Below are 16683 nucleotides of genomic sequence, written 5' to 3'. Positions count from 1 at the left end.
TTCGGCACCATTAGCGTGGTGCCGAGTCCATTTGGGTGGTACGACATAGAGCAGTGATTGTGAACAGGCGCTACAGACCAACCAGGCGACTACGCCAGTTCCTTTCTTCACCCTTGTAGACCGTCAAGTCCACCCCCATATCGGGGCGACCGATGCGTGAAGGATTACACCTTGAGCGAACTTTTAAACCGTCGTCTTGCATTGCTCGGCGAGCGCAACAACCTCTCTCTGCTGGAGCAGTGCCTGCACGGTATCGAGCGCGAGTGCCTGCGCGTTACTGCAACGGCAGAACTGGCACAGACGCCTCACCCGCAAGCTCTGGGTGCTGCACTGACCAACGGTCAGGTCACGACCGACTATTCCGAATCGCTGCTGGAGTTCATCACGCCTGCGCTGAAGAATCCGGCCGAGACCATCGACAGCCTGGACAAGATCCATCGCTTCGCCTACAGCAAGCTGGGCGACGAGTTGCTCTGGAGCCCGTCGATGCCCTGCCCGCTGCCCGATGAAGAGCATATACCGATTGCCTATTACGGCACGTCGAACATTGGCAAGCTCAAATACGTGTACCGCAAGGGCCTGGCGCTGCGCTATGGCAAGACCATGCAGTGCATCGCTGGCATTCATTACAATTTCTCGTTGCCGGAAGACGCCTGGGCGCTGCTCAAGCAGACCGAAGACTTCGCTGGCGACGCGCGCGACTACCAATCGCATTCCTACATCGCGCTGATCCGTAACTTCCGCCGCTACAGCTGGCTGCTGATGTACCTGTTCGGTGCTTCGCCAGCGCTGGATGCGGGCTTCCTGCGCGGCCGCCAACATCAACTGGAACAGCATTTCGACGCCGATACCCTGTATCTGCCGTACGCCACCAGCCTGCGTATGAGCGATCTGGGCTATCAAAGCGACGCCCAGGCCGACCTGACCCCTTGCTACAACGACTTGGTCAGCTACACGGACAGCCTGCGCAAGGCCGTGGCAACGCCTTATAAGCCTTACGTCGATGTCGGCACTCATGACCAGAACGGCGAGTGGATTCAGCTAAACACCAACGTGCTGCAGATTGAGAACGAGTACTACTCCAACATTCGCCCCAAGCGTGTGACCTATAGCGGCGAGCGCCCTATTCAGGCGCTGGTGGCCCGTGGTGTGCAGTACGTCGAGGTACGCTGCCTGGACATCAACCCGTTCCTGCCTACCGGCATCAGCCTGGAGCAATCACGCTTCATCGATGCGTTCGTGCTGTACTGCGCGCTTGAGGAAAGCCAGCAACTGGCCAGCCATGAGTGTTCCAATGCAAGCTCGAACTTCCTGGCAGTGGTCAAGGAAGGTCGCCGTCCGGGCCTGAACCTGCTGCGCAACAACAGCCCTGTTGATCTCAAGACCTGGGCAACCGAGCTGCTGGAAAAAATCACACCGATTGCCCGACTGCTGGATCAGGCCCAGGGCATCGACGAGCACATCAAGTCGATTGCCGTGCAACAGGCAAAGATCGACGATGCGTCGCTCACACCTTCGGCCCAGGTGCTGGCCAGCATGAAAGCGCATAACGAGGGCTTTACTGCTTTCTCTTTGCGCCAGAGCCAGGCCCACGCCGAATACTTCCGCACTCACCCGCTGAGCGCTCAGGAACAGGCAGATTTCGAAGCCCAGGCCAAAACCTCGATCGAAGAACAGGCCGAACTGGAAGCGACCGAGGAAGTGGTGGAGTTCGACACGTTCGTGGGGTCGTATCAGGCGAGCATTCTGTCGATCAGCAACTGATCGTGCAATTACTGTGGGGAGCTTGCTCTCGAAGGTGCCGGTGCAGGCGCGACTATCGTGCGGCGCTCTGCGTCGCATGCCTTTCTGGACGCTCCGCGTCCTCTTGACGACGCAGAGCGTCGAGAACTGCATTCCCACGCTGGAGCGTGAGGAACGATCATCTCAACTATCGTGCCCAATGCTCTGCGCTTCTGCCCGAAGGGCGTGGGTGAGCTTGCTCACTCCCACAAAATATAGCCAAGAGTGCTCTGCGTCCGCCCCCAGGCTTAAATCGCCTTTTCGAAGATCTTCGAATTACGCTGGTAGTTGTACAGCGACGCGCGGGCGCTTGGCAGGCGGTCGACGCTGCTGGGCTCGAAGCCACGCTCACGGAACCAGTGCGCGGTACGGGTGGTGAGGACGAACAGGGTCTTGATACCCAGCGCTCTGGCGCGGTTTTCAATGCGCTCCAGCAACTCGTCCCCGCGCCCACCGTGGCGATATTCCGGATTGACGGCCAGGCATGCCAGTTCGCCTGACTCCGAGTCTGCAATCGGGTACAGCGCCGCGCAGGCAATGATCAGTCCTTCCCGCTCGACCACGCTGAACTGAGTGATCTCGCGCTCCAGCACTTCGCGGGAACGACGTACCAGAATGCCCTGCTCTTCCAGCGGCGTGATCAGGTCCATCAAGCCGCCGACGTCCTCAATGGCCGCTTCGCGCACCAGCTCGAACTGCTCCTGCGCAACCAGCGTACCGCCACCGTCGCGGGTAAACAGCTCGGTCAGCAGTGCGCCATTCTCGGCATAGCTGACGATATGGCTGCGCGCCACGCCACCGCGGCAGGCCTCGGCCGCTGCATCGAGCAATTCAGCCTGATAGTTGGCGCCCAGACGCTGCAAGTGCGCAGGCACCTGTTGCGGACGCAGCTCGCGCACCAGTCGGCCCTGCTCGTCCAGCAACCCGGTTTCAGCACCGAACAGCAGCAGTTTGTCGGCAGCCAGATCAATGGCCGCGCGCGTGGCGACGTCTTCACAGGCCAGATTGAAAATCTCGCCGGTCGGTGAATAACCCAGCGGCGACAGCAGCACGATATGACGCTCATCCAGCAGGCGATTGATGCCCTTGCGGTCAACCCGACGCACTTCGCCGGTGTGCTGATAATCGACACCTTCCAGCACGCCGATAGGCCGCGCAGTTACCACGTTGCCACTGGTCACCCGCAGCCGCGAGCCCTGCATCGGTGAAGCAGCCATGTCCATCGACAGGCGCGCCTCGATCGAAATGCGTAGTTGACCCACAGCATCGATCACGCACTCCAGGGTTTCGGTATCGGTGATGCGCATGTCGCGATGGTAACGCGGCGTAATGCCGCGCTGGGCCAGACGGCTTTCGATCTGTGGGCGCGAGCCGTGCACCAGCACCAGTCGCACACCCAGGCTGTGCAGCAGCACCAGGTCGTGGACGATATTGCCGAAGTTAGGGTGCGCAACGCCGTCGCCGGGCAGCATGACGACGAAGGTGCAATCACGGTGAGCATTGATGTACGGAGACGCGTGGCGAAGCCAGTTGACGTATTCGGGCATGACAACAAGAGCCTGTAGAGAAAATGGACGAAGAGAAAAAGCACGCACAACGGTGTGGTGGTTATCGTCGGGACAGGCTTGGCAACACGCGCAATCTCCTTGTATTCAACGTTGGTAATACCGGGCTCACTGGGGAGTCAGGCAATAATGTTCGATCAATTGACGTAACAGACGCACTGTAGGGTCCAGACGTGACATTTCGAGGTATTCCCCCGGCTGATGCGCACAAGCGATATCGCCCGGGCCGAGCACCAGCGTTTCACAGCCAAGGCGCTGAAGATAAGGCGCTTCGGTGCCGAATGCTACTGCTGCAGCCGTATGACCGGTCAGTCGTTCAGCAACGCGCACAAGTTCAGCGTCAGCAGCCTGTTCGAAGGGCGCACACTCGGGGAACAGCGGCGCATAGTCGATCCGTACCTGGTGCAGCTCGGCCAGCGGCTCAAGCTTATGGCGAATGGCTGCCCGCAGCACCTCCGGGTCCATGCCCGGCAATGGGCGCAGGTCGAATTCCAGCGAGCACTGGCCACAAATCCGGTTCGGGTTGTCGCCACCATGAATGCAGCCCAGGTTCAAGGTCGGTTGCGGCACCGTGAACTGCGGGTTGCGGTATTGCGCCTGCCATTGCGTGCGCAGACCCTTGAGTTCGCTGATCGCGTCGTGCATGGCCTCCAGCGCGCTGTGGCCAAGGCTCGGGTCTGAAGAATGGCCGCTGCGCCCGAGGATGTGGATGCGTTCCATCATTACGCCTTTGTGCAGGCGAATCGGCTTGAGCCCGGTCGGCTCTCCGATAACTGCTGCGCGGCCCAGCGGACGTCCGGCCTCTGCCAGCGCGCGGGCGCCAGCCATCGAGCTTTCTTCATCGCAGGTGGCGAGGATCAGCAGAGGCTGTTTGAACGGCTGATCGATAAGCCCACGCACCGCCTCGATGATCAGCGCAAAGAAGCCTTTCATGTCGCAGCTGCCCAGCCCGACCCAGCGGCCATCGACTTCGGTGAGCTTCAACGGGTCGGTTTTCCACAGCGCTTCGTCGAAAGGTACGGTGTCGCTGTGGCCCGCCAGTACCAGACCGCCAGGGCCTGTTCCGTAGGTCGCCAGCAGATTGAACTTGCCGGGGGAAACCTGCTGGATGTCGCAGGCAAAACCCAGATCCCCGAGCCATCCGGCGAGCAGGTCAATGACAGGCCGGTTGGTCTGGTCCAGAGAAGGCTGCGTGCAGCTCACCGAGGGTGCGGCGATCAAGGCGGCGAACTGGTCTTTCATGGACGGCAACGGCATGGACGCTTCCTGTAATCAAGACGAAACACGGCCCATCATAGGGCCATAGCAACCCAGGAATAAACCGTTTCGGGCCATGTCCTGTACACTGACGGCCTTAGCAGCCGTTCAGTCATGGGCTGCGCTCCCGTTTATCAGTATCAGCGTTTGGATTCCCCCGGCCATGCAAAAAGAAACAGAAATCAAACTCCGCGTCAGCCGCGAGACCCTCGCTGCACTGCGCGAACACCCGTTGCTCAAGAAACGCAACAAGAGTGGCTGGGAGCGCCTTGAACTGTCGAACCAGTATTTCGATACCCCCGAGGGCGAGCTGGCACAGGCCAAAGTCGCCCTGCGCATCCGTCGCGATGGCGATCAGATCATCCAGACCATGAAGACGCGCGGGCAAAGTGTTGCCGGCCTGTCCGAGCGCAATGAATACAACTGGGATCTGAGCAAAGCCAAGCTCGACCTGAAAAAGCTCGAAGGCGATTGCTGGCCCGAGCAATTGGCCGGGCTGGACAAGAAAACCATCAAGCCGTTGTTCACCACCGATTTCATCCGTGAAAAGGCCGAAATTGCCTGGGGTCGTGGCAAGGCCAAAGTGGTGATCGAAGCTGCGTTGGACCTGGGCCAGGTGGTTGCGGGCAAGCAGAAGGAAGAAATCTGCGAGCTGGAGCTTGAGCTGCGCGAAGGCGAACCTGCCGCGCTGCTGGAACTGGCCGCCGAGCTGGCAGCGACGCTGCCGTTGATGCCGTGTGACATCAGCAAGGCGGAACGCGGTTATCGCTTGCTTGATGCCAGCAGTTACTCGCTGAGTCTGCCCGCGCCCGCCCTGAACGCTGAAACTCCGCTCGACGAGGCCTACTCGGCGCTGGCCTGGCACCTGCTGGGCAGCAGCCAGCGTCTGGCTGAGCAATACCGTTTCAACGGTCACTGGCGCTTGCTGCAGGACTGGGTCGAGATGCTCGCCGAGTTGCGTGCCCTGACCAGCAGCCTTGGCCAGGCCGCGCCACGTACCTCGACCGCGCAACTGCGTACCTCGCTGGACGCGTTGCTGGAGGACTGGCGCCCGCTGGTTCAGGCCGGGCAGGAAGATGCCGATGTACGCGGTGCCGCCCACGAGCAGTTTCTGGAAGAGTTGCAGGACACCCGTTGGGGCGAGTTCTCGCTGAACACTTCGCGCTGGTTGCTGGCGCGCAGCTGGACCACAGGGCGCAACACCCGCGGCAATCGTCAGGGCGCTGCGCTGTTGAGCAGCTGGCTGCCGCGCCTGCTGGGTGAAGAAGCTACTTCGCTGCAACTAAGCCGCTATCAGCAGCAACCGGAAGACCTGGCCGAACAACTACCGCGCATCGAGCGCATCCAGGCCTGGCTGCACTGGGCACGCGGCGCGCTGGACCTGCCGGAGCTGGACCGCCTGTACGGCGAACTACGCAAGCTGGAAGAGCTGGCCAATCTGGACATCAGCGATGAAGTCCTTGATGCACGCGTGCAACAGGCAATCACCGTATTCCAGAGCCGCGCGTGGAAAACCCTGCTGCGCTTGTAAGGGCTGGATTTCGTGGCGTTGATTATCGTCCCCACGCTCCGCGTCCGATCTTGAACATGTGGTGCGGCGCAAACTTGTGACGCAGAGCGTCACGAACTGCATGCCAACGCGGAGCATTGGCACGATAGTCATCTTGATGCGTAGGTTAACTATCGTTCCACGCTCCAGCGTGAGAATGCCGTTCTGGACGCTCTGCGTCCGATCTTGAGCATGCGGCGCGGCGCAAACTTGTGACGCAGAACGTCACGAACTGCATTCCAACGCGGAGCATTGGCACGATAGTCATCTTGATGCGTAGGTTAACTATCGTTCCCACGCTCCGCGTGGGGACGCCGTTCTGGACGCTCTGCGTCCGGTCTTGAGTATTCGGTGCGGCGCAAACTTGTGACGCAGAGCGTCACGGACTGCATGCCAACGCGGAGCATTGGCACGATAGTCATCTTGATCCTTAGGTTAACTATCGTCCCCACGCTCCGCGTGGGGACGCCGTTCTGGACGCTCCGCGTCCGATCTTGAGTGTGCGGCGCGGCGCAAACTTGTGACGCAGAGCGTCACGAACTGCATGCCAACGCGGAGCATTGGCACGATAGTCATCTTGATGCGTAGGTTAACTATCGTTCCCACGCTCCGCGTGGAGACGCCGTTCTGGACGCTCTGCGTCCGATCTTGAGTATTCGGTGCGGCGCAAACTTGTGACGCAGAGCGTCACGAACTGCATGCCAACGCGGAGCATTGGCACGATAGTCATCTTGATACGTCAGTTAACTATCGTTCCCACGCTCCGCGTGGGGACGCCGTTCTGGACGCTCTGCGTCCGATCTTGAGTATTCGGTGCGGCGCAAACTTGTGACGCAGAGCGTCACGAACTGCATGCCAACGCGGAGCATTGGCACGATAGTCATCTTGATGCGTAGGTTAACTATCGTTCCCACGCTCCGCGTGGAGACGCCGTTCTGGACGCTCTGCGTCCGATCTTGATTATTCGGTGCGGCGCAAACTTGTGACGCAGAGCGTCACGAACTGCATGCCAACGCGGAGCATTGGCACGATAGTCATCTTGATGCGTAGGTTAACTATCGTTCCCACGCTCCGCGTGGGGACGCCGTTCTGGACGCTCTGCGTCCGATCTTGAGTATTCGGTGCGGCGCAAACTTGTGACGCAGAGCGTCACGAACTGCATGCCAACGCGGAGCATTGGCACGATAGTCATCTTGATGCGTAGGTTAACTATCGTTCCCACGCTCCGCGTGGGGACGCCGTTCTGGACGCTCTGCGTCCGATCTTGAGTATTCGGTGCGGCGCAAACTTGTGACGCAGAGCGTCACGAACTGCATGCCAACGCGGAGCATTGGCACGATAGTCATCTTGATGCGTAGGTTAACTATCGTTCCCACGCTCCGCGTGGGGACGCCGTTCTGGACGCTCTGCGTCCGATCTTGAGTATTCGGTGCGGCGCAAACTTGTGACGCAGAGCGTCACGAACTGCATGCCAACGCGGAGCATTGGCACGATAGTCATCTTGATGCGTAGGTTAACTATCGTTCCCACGCTCCGCGTGGGGACGCCGTTCTGGACGCTCTGCGTCCGATCTTGAGTATTCGGTGCGGCGCAAACTTGTGACGCAGAGCGTCACGAACTGCATGCCAACGCGGAGCATTGGCACGATAGTCATCTTGATGCGTAGGTTAACTATCGTTCCCACGCTCCGCGTGGGGACGCCGTTCTGGACGCTCTGCGTCCGATCTTGAGCATGCGGGATGGTCAAAAGCGCACGTTCAGCCACCCTGGCGCAGCAGCGGCAGGCTGGTGGTGGATTTGATCTCGGACAGCGCCACTGTCGAGTTCACTTCCTGAATGCCGGGCACCAGCGACAGCTTTTCGAAGAAGAACCGCTCGTATGCCTCGATATCCGGCGTCACGATGCGCAGCAGAAAATCCACCGCCCCCATCAGTACATAGCACTCCAACACCTCCGGGAAGCCACGAATCGAGTCGGTGAACTCGGTGAAGTTGGAGCGCCCGTGGGCGTTAAGTTTTACCTCGGCGAAAATCTGTGTGTTCAGGCCGATTTTCTTGCGATCCAGCAACGCAACCTGACGACGAATGACCCCCTCATCCTTGAGCCGCTGAATGCGCCGCCAACAAGGCGATTGCGAGAGGCCGACCTGCTCGGCAATCTGCGCGCTGGAGAGCGACGCGTCCTCTTGTAGCAGCGCCAGAATCTTGCGGTCGTAAACGTCCAGCTCGGTTTGCATAATTAATTTTCCGCATTGGCTCTTTACGCATTAACAAGTCCAATCAAGCCTAATCCAGATGATGATGGACCAGAAATTTCTTTTTTGGCATGTAAAGATTCTCCCACTGTTCTGGAGTATCCACATGCCTGACCTTGAAGCCGTTACCGCCCCTTTGCAGCGTCCCGACAACTGGTCATCCAGTAAGGCGGCATGCTGTGCGCGCTACCAAATTGTTGCCGCAGCCGAGCCGGCGCTGCTTTGTCAGGTGTTGAACCTGTTTGCAATGCAGTACCTGATTCCCGACCAGCTCAGTGTGGCGCGACAAGAGCAGACGCTGCTCATCGGCCTGCAAGTTGCCAGCCTGAGCTGGCACAGAGCGCAGGTGATCGGCGAAAAAATGCGCAACCTGATCGATGTCTGCTCGGTGGAGGTCGAACAGGTCGACGTGCAGAACAGCCCACAAACACATGTGGCGCTGGCGACCGGCTGAATCAATTTAGCCGCTCCGGTAATTCCCGGTCGCATAGAACGAGTAACGCTGTCACGCTTGGCGTCTACTCTTGTTCATCGCCCAATGACGAATTGCCTCAAGGAGCGCACATGGCAGCCCTGGCCCCCTCTTCACAGGATCGCTGGCTTGATCTGAATGATGTGCTGCGAGATCTGGTTGCCGAAGGCTATCTCGGCCAGGACGACGCAGAAACGGCACTCACCCAGCGTCGCAGTGCGGTGAACATCCAGCTGCATCCTCTCGAATTTCTCGCTTCGCTGCAGTTTGACGACTTGAAGCGGCCTGGCAAGAAGCTCGACCTGGAAACCCTGACCGCTTGGCTGGCCAAAGCCTGTGGCCAGCCCTACATGCGCATCGACCCGCTGAAAATCAATGTGGCAGCCGTCACGCCATTGATGTCCTACGCCTTTGCCCAGCGCCACAAGATTCTGGCCGTGGCGGTTGACCGCGAGTCGGTGACCATCGCCAGCGCCCAACCCTACGTGCGCTCCTGGGAAGGCGATCTTGCGCATGTGCTCAAGCTGCAGATCAAGCGTGTGGTCGCCAACCCGACAGACATTCAACGCATGGCGATGGAGTTTTTCAGGCTGGCCAAGTCGGTCAGCGGTGCCAGCGCGTCCGATCAGAAAATGAGCAACATGGGCAACTTCGAACAGTTGCTCAAGCTTGGTGCCAGTGATCAGGAGCCGGACGCCAACGACGCGCACATCGTCAATATCGTCGACTGGCTGTTCCAGTACGCATTTCAGCAGCGCGCCAGCGATATTCATATCGAGCCGCGCCGCGAACAGGGCACCGTGCGGTTTCGCATCGACGGGGTGCTGCATAACGTTTACCAGTTTCCGGCGCAGGTGATCATGGCGATTGTCAGCCGCCTGAAAAGCCTTGGCCGGATGAACGTCGCTGAAAAACGTAAACCGCAGGACGGACGGGTCAAAACCACCACACCCGAGAATCGCGAAGTGGAGCTGCGCCTATCGACCCTGCCGACGGCGTTCGGCGAAAAGATGGTCATGCGGATCTTCGACCCCGAGGTGCTGCTCAAGGACTTCGACCAGTTGGGCTTTTCCAGTGATGATCTGCGTCGCTGGCAGGAAATGACCCGTCAGCCCAACGGCATCATCCTGGTCACTGGCCCGACCGGTTCGGGCAAGACCACCACGCTGTACACCACCCTCAAGAAACTGGCGACCTCCGAGGTCAACCTGTGCACCATCGAAGACCCCATCGAGATGGTCGAGCCGGCCTTCAACCAGATGCAGGTGCAGCACAACATTGATCTGAACTTTGCCGCTGGCGTGCGCGCCTTGATGCGACAAGACCCGGATATCATCATGATCGGCGAAATTCGCGACCTGGAGACGGCTGAAATGGCCATTCAGGCGGCACTCACCGGGCATTTGGTGCTGTCGACGCTGCACACCAACGATGCACCCAGCGCCATCAGTCGCATGCTCGAGCTGGGTGTGCCGCATTACCTGCTCAAGGCGACCATCCTTGGCGTCATGGCCCAGCGTCTGGTGCGGACCCTGTGTCCGCACTGCAAGGCTCCGATCAACCTGAATGAAACCGACTGGCAAACCCTGACCCGCCCGTGGCAGGCCCCCGTACCGCCCGGCGCGCATCAGGCGGTCGGTTGTGTGGAATGTCGCGATACCGGCTATCGGGGCCGCGCCGGGGTTTACGAGATCATGGTCATGTCCGACAACATCAAGGCGTTGATTTCTGCGGACCTGGACCTGACTGCCATGCGTCGTCAGGCCTTCAAGGAAGGGACGCGCAGTTTGCGTCTGTCCGGTGCCCAGAAAGTCTCGGCAGGGCTGACTACACTTGAGGAAGTGCTGCGAGTGACACCGCAGAGCGAGCAACGCTGATCAGGGTTGAAAGCGTTGTTCCAGATGGCTGTGCATCGTGGTGAACCAGCTAAAGTGAACTACTTGGTACACCTTGATTGAACTAGTTCGTGGCTTTGGCTATCCAACCCCTCAGAACAACCACAGTTGGAGTAACTCATCATGCGTCTCAAGTTTGCTGTCGCCACCGTAGCCTTGCTTTCCATCCCAATGGGTTCAGCGATGGCTGACACCTTCTGGCGTAATGTGCTGTCTTCCGGTGCAACCACCGGCTCGACTTACCTGACCTTCAAGGATCACAAGCTGATCGTTGCCGCCCAAGACGACGCAGGCAGCTTCGTCGCCAGCGACGGTGGCATTCGCGGTCCGTTTCTGGAAGCGGCCATCGAGCAGGTGCGCAAAGACAATCCAGGCCTGAAAGCCACCGACATGGAACTGGCCAACGCGATCCTGGATAAGAATCTGGTCGCTGAAAACCAGTAAGTCTTGCCGATTAGCTTCGCGCATAAAAAATGCCGCTCCATGAGCGGCATTTTTGTGAGCGGCAATCGGTTATTCGCCGATAGCGCTCTTGTACCCGGCTGCATCCAGCAGCTTGGCCAGCTCGCCGCTGGCGTCGCTTGGCTTGAGCTTGAAGATCCAGGCGTCGTACGGATCACTGTTGAGCGACTCGGGCGAATCGCCCAGTGCTTCATTGACCTCGACCACCTCGCCAGCAACCGGCGAGTAGATATCCGAAGCAGCCTTTACCGACTCGACGACACCGGCGGTGTCACAGGCAGCGAACACTTTGCCGATTTCCGGCAGCTCGACGAAGACCACATCGCCCAGTGCTTCCTGTGCATGGTCCGAGATGCCGACGGTCACGGTGCCATCTGCTTCAAGACGTGCCCATTCATGACTTTCGGCGAAACGCAGCTCGGCGGGAATATTGCTCATTTAGTCATCCTCAACATCGGGTCAGCGGAAAACCCGCCATAGGTTAAATCAGGGTCTTGCCGTGGCGCACAAACGCTGGCTGCACCACCCGCACCGGATACCACTTGCCGCGGATTTCCACCTCGGCCCGGTCAGCGGTTGCCATCGGAACGCGCGCCAGAGCAATGGATTTGCTCAGCGTAGGAGAGAAACTACCACTGGTGATCTCTCCTTCGCCAATTTCTGCGACACGTACCACCTGATGCGCCCGTAAAACGCCGCGCTCTTCGAGCACCAATCCCACGAGTTTGAAGGCGGTTCCTTCAGCCCGTTCGCTCTCCAACGCCTTGCGACCGATAAAATCACGGTCGGCAGGCTCCCAGGCAATGCTCCAGGCCATATTCGACGCCAGCGGTGAAACATGCTCGCCGATGTCCTGACCATACAGGTTCATGCCTGCCTCCAGACGCAACGTATCGCGAGCGCCCAGACCGATCGGGGAGATACCCGCGCCGACCAGTTCATTGAAAAAACGCTGGGCCTCTTCGGCAGGCAGCATGATTTCCAGGCCGTCTTCACCGGTATAACCGGTGCGCGCGATGAACCAGTCGCCATCATCAAGACCTTCAAACGGCTTGAGCTGGTGGATCAGTTCGGCGCGGGCGCTTGAAACCAGCTCGGCGATACGGGTTCTGGCCTTTGGCCCCTGAATCGCGAGCATCGCCATTTCGCTGCGCGCGATCAGTTGTACATCGAAGTCGCTCAGCTGCGACTGCATCCAGGCAAGATCCTTGACCCCGGTCGCGGCGTTGACAACCAGCCGATAACCTTCGGGGGTGAGGTAGACGATCATGTCATCGATAACCCCGCCTTTTTCGTCCAGCATGGCGCTGTACAAGGCTCGGCCCGGGGTCTTCAACTTGTCCACATCGTTGGCCAGCAGGTAACGCAGCCAGGTTCTGGCTTGACGGCCAACCACATCAATCACGTTCATGTGAGAGACATCGAAGACCCCACAGTCGCGACGCACCTGATGGTGTTCCTCGACCTGCGATCCGTAATGCAACGGCATGTCCCAGCCACCAAAATCGACCATCTTCGCGCCAAGGGCGAGGTGCAGGTCGAACAGGGGGGTACGCTGTCCCATGGGTTTCTCCTTCCGGGCGTGGCGAAGGTGCGGGCAGAAAAGATCGGCAAGCCCCCAATAAACCGGAGTTTGCAGCACTTACAGCTGGCCGAATTTTCTGTCAGACCGCACCAATTGCGGCGCATTGTAGCCGCAAGGTGAAGGACCCGCACCTAGCCAATCTGACGGGCAGAGCGACGAATCAACCCGATGACAGGTAATAATCCTACAAGCACCAGCGACAAAGCTGGCAATGCCGCTCGTGCCCACTCCCCCTCGCTGGTCATTTCAAACACGCGTACCGCCAGCGTATCCCAGCCAAACGGGCGCATCAGCAGGGTCGCAGGCATCTCTTTGAGTACATCGACGAACACCAGCAACGCAGCGCTCAAGGCTCCCGGAACCAAAAGCGGCAGATACACGTTGAGAAACAACTTTGGTCCGCTGACCCCCAGACTGCGTGCGGCTTCAGGCAATGAGGGACGGATACGCGACAGGCTGTGCTCCAGCGGGCCAAAGGCGACCGCGATGAAACGTACAAGGTAAGCCAGCAGCAGCGCCGAAAGGCTGCCCAGCAACAACGGTTTGCCTGCACCGCCCAGCCAGCCGGAAAGCGGAACGACCAGCTCACGGTCCAGATAACTGAACGCCAGCATGATTGAAACGGCCAGTACCGAACCCGGCAGCGCGTAACCCAGGTTGGCGAGGCTGACGCCGGAGCGGATCGCAGGCCTGGGTGCCATACGCCGCGCGAAGGCCAGAATCAGCGCCACGCTGACAGTGATCAACGCCGCCATACCGCCCAGATAAAGCGTGTGCAGAATCAGGCCGGTATAGCGCTCGTCGAGGTCGAACCGGCCGCGCTGCCAGACCCAGACGATCAATTGCAGCACCGGCACGACGAAGGCACAGAGAAACACCAGCCCGCACCAAAAGCTGGCTCCCCAGGCCTTGATACCGCTAAGCGGATAAAGCGCAGCGCCGCGCGGCCGTTCATTGGTCGGTCGGCTTGCACCGCGGGCGCGACGTTCGCCATACAGCAGCACCAGCACTGCCAACAGCAGCAGGCTGGCCAGTTGCGCAGCGCTGGACAGGCTGAAGAAGCCGTACCAGGTCTTGTAGATGGCGGTGGTGAACGTGTCGAAGTTGAACACCGATACCGCGCCGAAATCGGCCAGGGTTTCCATCAGCGCCAATGCCACGCCTGCACCGATGGCTGGACGCGCCATTGGCAGCGCCACACGCCAGAACGCCTGCAAGGGCGTGTTGCCCAACACTCGCGCAGCTTCCATCAGCCCCTTGCCCTGCGCCAGAAACGCCGTGCGCGCCAGCAGGTAGACGTAGGGATAGAAGACCAGCACCAGCACGATGATCACCCCACCGGTGGAGCGCACCCGAGGCAGGCGCAGACCGGAACCGAACCATTCACGCATAAGCGTTTGCACCGGGCCGGAAAAATCCAGCAGCCCGACAAATACAAACGCCAGCACATAGGCGGGGATAGCGAAAGGCAGCATCAGCGCCCAGTCCAGCCAGCGCCGACCAGGGAATTCACACAGGCTGGTCAGCCACGCCAGACTCACCCCCAGCAGCGTTACACCCACACCGACACCCATCACCAGAATCAACGTGTTGCCCAGCAGACGGGACATCTGGGTTTCCAGCAGGTGTGACCATATCTGTTGGTCAATGGTCTCCCACGACAGCAGCAGCACGCTCAGCGGCAATAACACCAGCGCAGCGATGGCGAAGACCAGTGGGTACCAGCGACGTTGGACAGGATGGGCCACGGTGTTCTCGAAATCGGGATGGATGAGTGAGTGACAGGTCTCTGCGTCATTGGTCTACGGCGCTGGAGCGCCCACCGTTACACACCCGGAAAATGGGGGGGATGAACCGTAGTACCAGGCCGGACATACACCTTTGTGGGAGTGAGCTTGCTCACGAAAGCAACAGTCCAAACACCTCATTTACGGGGCTGTGCCGGCCTCTTCGCGAGCAAGCTCGCTCCCACGAGTCTTATGTATAACGATAAGGCACTGGGTATTAAATCAATTCCAGCCCGCGCGATCCATCATGCGGATCGCTTCTGCCTGACGCTTGCCTGCCACTTCGACCGGAATGGTGTCGGCCTTGAACTGGCCCCAGCTCGCCACTTCTTCCGAGGGTGCCACTTTCGGGTTGGCCGGGAACTCCTGATTGACGCTGGAGAAGATCTTCTGCGCATCCGGACCGGTCATCCACTCGACCAGCGCCTTGGCAGCCTCAGGGTGCGGTGCGTACTTGGTCAGGCCGATACCCGACAGGTTTACGTGTACACCCCGGTCCGCCTGATTCGGCCAGAACAGCTTCACCGCCAGGTCAGGTTTTTCCTTGTGCAGGCGACCGTAATAGTAGGAATTGACGATGCCCACGTCGCACTGCCCGGCGTTGATCGCCTCAAGCACTGCGATGTCGTCGGAAAAAACATCGGTGGACAGGTTGTTCACCCAGCCCTTGAGGATTTTCTCGGACGCTTCGGCGCCATGGGTTTCGATCAATGTAGCGGTCAGCGACTGGTTGTAGACCTTCTTCGCGGTGCGCAGGCACAGGCGCCCTTCCCAGTTCTTGTCGGCCAGCGCTTCATACGTGGTCAGCTCGACAGGTTTCACCCGGTCAGTGGAGTAGGCGATGGTTCGTGCGCGAAGGCTCAGGCCGGTCCAGCCGTGAGTGGATGAGCGGTATTGCGGCGGAATGTTGGCTTCTATCACCGGTGAGGTGAATGGCTGCAGAATGCCCATCTGTTCGGCTTGCCAGAGGTTACCGGCATCGACCGTCAGCAACAGGTCGGCAGTGGCATTCTCGCCCTCGGCCTTGATGCGCTGCATCAATGGCGCTTCCTTGTCGGTGATGAACTTTATCTTCACCCCGGTCTTGGCCGTATATGCATCGAACACCGGCTTGATCAACTCGTCGATCCGGGACGAATACACCACCACTTCATCGGCAGCCTGAGCGGTACTGCCCAGTAAAGTCAGTGTCAGAGCAGCCAGAAGACGCTTGCTTGCCTGCATCGGGGTATCTCGCGTTCGCAAATGAGGCGAAATGGTAGTGAATCCCATTTGCTATCTCAATCGAAGAGGCAGCGGAGCCGTTACCGGATGTTTCTGGCTGACAGCCTGATCAGCAAACGGTCCTGGCTTTGGAAAAGTTCGCAACCCTGCGCAGCTTGTCCACATCGAACACTTCCAGCTGCCCTTCTCCCAGGCGCACGATCTTGCGTTCATGCAGATCCTGAAGCACTTCCAGCAAGGCCGGCGGGGATAGCGCGAGGCACTCCACGGCCTGAATGTCCTCCAGCACAATCAGGCGGCGTGCATGGCTCAACGGGCCATAACCCTCACTGAGCATCAACAGACGCCATGCGACCCTCGCTCTGGGAGGCAGTCGGCGCATTTTCTCGGGGTTCTGCAGCGGCAAACCGATTTTCTGGCTGAGTAACGCGGCAAACCAGCGCCAATATTCCGGGTGCCTGTCGAGCAATTCGAGCAGAAATTGCTGAGGGACATGCAGAAAGATACTTTGCTCCAGTGAGCAGACCTCGAAACGGCGCGGCAACCCGTCGAACAGCGAGACTTCGCCAAACCACATAGGCGCACGCATCGGCTCCACACCCGAAAGCCGCTGCTCATAGGCAGCGCCGATACGCACACAGCCCTCCAGCAACACATAAAGACCGCAGGGCAGATCGCCTTTCTCGAACAGCGTCCTGCCAGGCGTCCTGCGCTGCTGGCGAGCAGCGTCCAGCAGGCTATCCTGCAAACCGGCAGGTAAATGATAAAACCAGTAATCGGATAGCAGTCGTGACCGCCACGACACTCCATTTGTCATTTTTGCTCCCTTTTATTTCAGGCATGCGTGTTG

Annotated in this window: 13 protein-coding genes; 5 read left to right on the top strand and 8 right to left on the bottom strand. The window is 59.4% G+C overall.

The annotated features are described in order from the left end of the window. The first annotated feature begins 171 nt into the window (after positions 1–171). A complete protein-coding gene (gene gshA, locus AO068_RS09410) occupies positions 172–1764 on the top strand; it encodes a glutamate--cysteine ligase (protein WP_058402747.1) in 1593 nt (530 codons plus the stop codon). Between the two features lie 266 nt (positions 1765–2030). Here gshA and argA read toward each other — a convergent pair whose 3' ends face one another. Both argA and argE read right to left on the bottom strand, forming a co-directional pair. After that, entirely contained in the window at positions 2031–3329 is a 1299-nt protein-coding gene (gene argA / locus AO068_RS09405; RefSeq protein WP_002555672.1) for an amino-acid N-acetyltransferase, read from the bottom strand. Between the two features lie 126 nt (positions 3330–3455). Further along, positions 3456–4604, bottom strand: a complete 1149-nt coding sequence (gene argE / locus AO068_RS09400; RefSeq protein ID WP_058408226.1) for an acetylornithine deacetylase — start codon at positions 4602–4604, stop codon at positions 3456–3458. Positions 4605–4767: 163 nt separating this feature from the next. On the opposite strand from argE, the gene AO068_RS09395 reads away from it, so the two are divergent. Further along, positions 4768–6135 carry a CYTH domain-containing protein gene (locus AO068_RS09395; protein ID WP_058408255.1) on the top strand — a complete coding sequence of 456 codons (1368 nt, stop codon included), beginning with the start codon at positions 4768–4770 and terminating at the stop codon, positions 6133–6135. Positions 6136–7910: 1775 nt separating this feature from the next. Here AO068_RS09395 and AO068_RS09390 read toward each other — a convergent pair. Beyond that, entirely contained in the window at positions 7911–8390 is a 480-nt protein-coding gene (locus tag AO068_RS09390) for an Lrp/AsnC family transcriptional regulator (protein ID WP_005757592.1), read from the bottom strand. A 124-nt stretch (positions 8391–8514) separates the two neighbouring features. Here AO068_RS09390 and AO068_RS09385 point away from each other — a divergent pair, with 124 nt between their 5' ends. The 3 genes from AO068_RS09385 to AO068_RS09375 all read left to right on the top strand — a co-directional run bounded on the left by AO068_RS09385 (position 8515) and on the right by AO068_RS09375 (position 11219). After that, a complete protein-coding gene (locus AO068_RS09385; RefSeq protein WP_058408225.1) occupies positions 8515–8862 on the top strand; it encodes a hypothetical protein in 348 nt (115 codons plus the stop codon). Positions 8863–8972: 110 nt separating this feature from the next. Beyond that, on the top strand, positions 8973–10757 hold the full coding sequence (locus AO068_RS09380; RefSeq protein ID WP_058402743.1) for a GspE/PulE family protein: 1785 nt from the start codon (positions 8973–8975) through the stop codon (positions 10755–10757). Positions 10758–10898: 141 nt separating this feature from the next. After that, positions 10899–11219, top strand: a complete 321-nt coding sequence (locus AO068_RS09375; RefSeq protein WP_002551535.1) for a DUF2388 domain-containing protein — start codon at positions 10899–10901, stop codon at positions 11217–11219. A gap of 69 nt (positions 11220–11288) precedes the next feature. Here AO068_RS09375 and gcvH read toward each other — a convergent pair whose 3' ends face one another. The 5 genes from gcvH to AO068_RS09350 form a co-directional block, all read right to left on the bottom strand. Beyond that, a complete protein-coding gene (gene gcvH, locus AO068_RS09370) occupies positions 11289–11675 on the bottom strand; it encodes a glycine cleavage system protein GcvH (protein ID WP_058408224.1) in 387 nt (128 codons plus the stop codon). A 43-nt stretch (positions 11676–11718) separates the two neighbouring features. Then, positions 11719–12801 carry a glycine cleavage system aminomethyltransferase GcvT gene (gcvT, locus tag AO068_RS09365; protein ID WP_058402741.1) on the bottom strand — a complete coding sequence of 361 codons (1083 nt, stop codon included), beginning with the start codon at positions 12799–12801 and terminating at the stop codon, positions 11719–11721. A gap of 152 nt (positions 12802–12953) precedes the next feature. Further along, entirely contained in the window at positions 12954–14570 is a 1617-nt protein-coding gene (locus AO068_RS09360) for an ABC transporter permease (protein ID WP_058408223.1), read from the bottom strand. A 261-nt stretch (positions 14571–14831) separates the two neighbouring features. Continuing rightward, complete coding sequence (locus AO068_RS09355; RefSeq protein ID WP_058402827.1) at positions 14832–15833, bottom strand: extracellular solute-binding protein; 1002 nt, start codon at positions 15831–15833, stop codon at positions 14832–14834. A 109-nt stretch (positions 15834–15942) separates the two neighbouring features. After that, positions 15943–16650, bottom strand: a complete 708-nt coding sequence (locus AO068_RS09350; protein WP_058408222.1) for a Crp/Fnr family transcriptional regulator — start codon at positions 16648–16650, stop codon at positions 15943–15945. Between the last annotated feature and the right edge of the window lie 33 nt (positions 16651–16683).

The organism is Pseudomonas sp. ICMP 3272 (assembly GCF_001466905.1).
GTDB classification, from domain to species: domain Bacteria; phylum Pseudomonadota; class Gammaproteobacteria; order Pseudomonadales; family Pseudomonadaceae; genus Aquipseudomonas; species Aquipseudomonas amygdali.
Note: the sequence above shows the minus strand (reverse complement) of the source record. Positions and strands in the feature narration are given on the sequence as shown.

What these genes read in the sequence shown, in the direction of transcription:
- argA (WP_002555672.1), bottom strand. Translation starts at nt 3,329, where the DNA reads ATGCCCGAATACGTCAACTGGCTTCGCCACGCGTCTCCGTACATCAAT.
- argE (WP_058408226.1), bottom strand. Translation starts at nt 4,604, where the DNA reads ATGCCGTTGCCGTCCATGAAAGACCAGTTCGCCGCCTTGATCGCCGCA.
- AO068_RS09395 (WP_058408255.1), top strand. Translation starts at nt 4,768, where the DNA reads ATGCAAAAAGAAACAGAAATCAAACTCCGCGTCAGCCGCGAGACCCTC.
- AO068_RS09390 (WP_005757592.1), bottom strand. Translation starts at nt 8,390, where the DNA reads ATGCAAACCGAGCTGGACGTTTACGACCGCAAGATTCTGGCGCTGCTA.
- AO068_RS09385 (WP_058408225.1), top strand. Translation starts at nt 8,515, where the DNA reads ATGCCTGACCTTGAAGCCGTTACCGCCCCTTTGCAGCGTCCCGACAAC.
- AO068_RS09380 (WP_058402743.1), top strand. Translation starts at nt 8,973, where the DNA reads ATGGCAGCCCTGGCCCCCTCTTCACAGGATCGCTGGCTTGATCTGAAT.
- AO068_RS09375 (WP_002551535.1), top strand. Translation starts at nt 10,899, where the DNA reads ATGCGTCTCAAGTTTGCTGTCGCCACCGTAGCCTTGCTTTCCATCCCA.
- gcvH (WP_058408224.1), bottom strand. Translation starts at nt 11,675, where the DNA reads ATGAGCAATATTCCCGCCGAGCTGCGTTTCGCCGAAAGTCATGAATGG.
- gcvT (WP_058402741.1), bottom strand. Translation starts at nt 12,801, where the DNA reads ATGGGACAGCGTACCCCCCTGTTCGACCTGCACCTCGCCCTTGGCGCG.
- AO068_RS09355 (WP_058402827.1), bottom strand. Translation starts at nt 15,833, where the DNA reads ATGCAGGCAAGCAAGCGTCTTCTGGCTGCTCTGACACTGACTTTACTG.
- AO068_RS09350 (WP_058408222.1), bottom strand. Translation starts at nt 16,650, where the DNA reads ATGACAAATGGAGTGTCGTGGCGGTCACGACTGCTATCCGATTACTGG.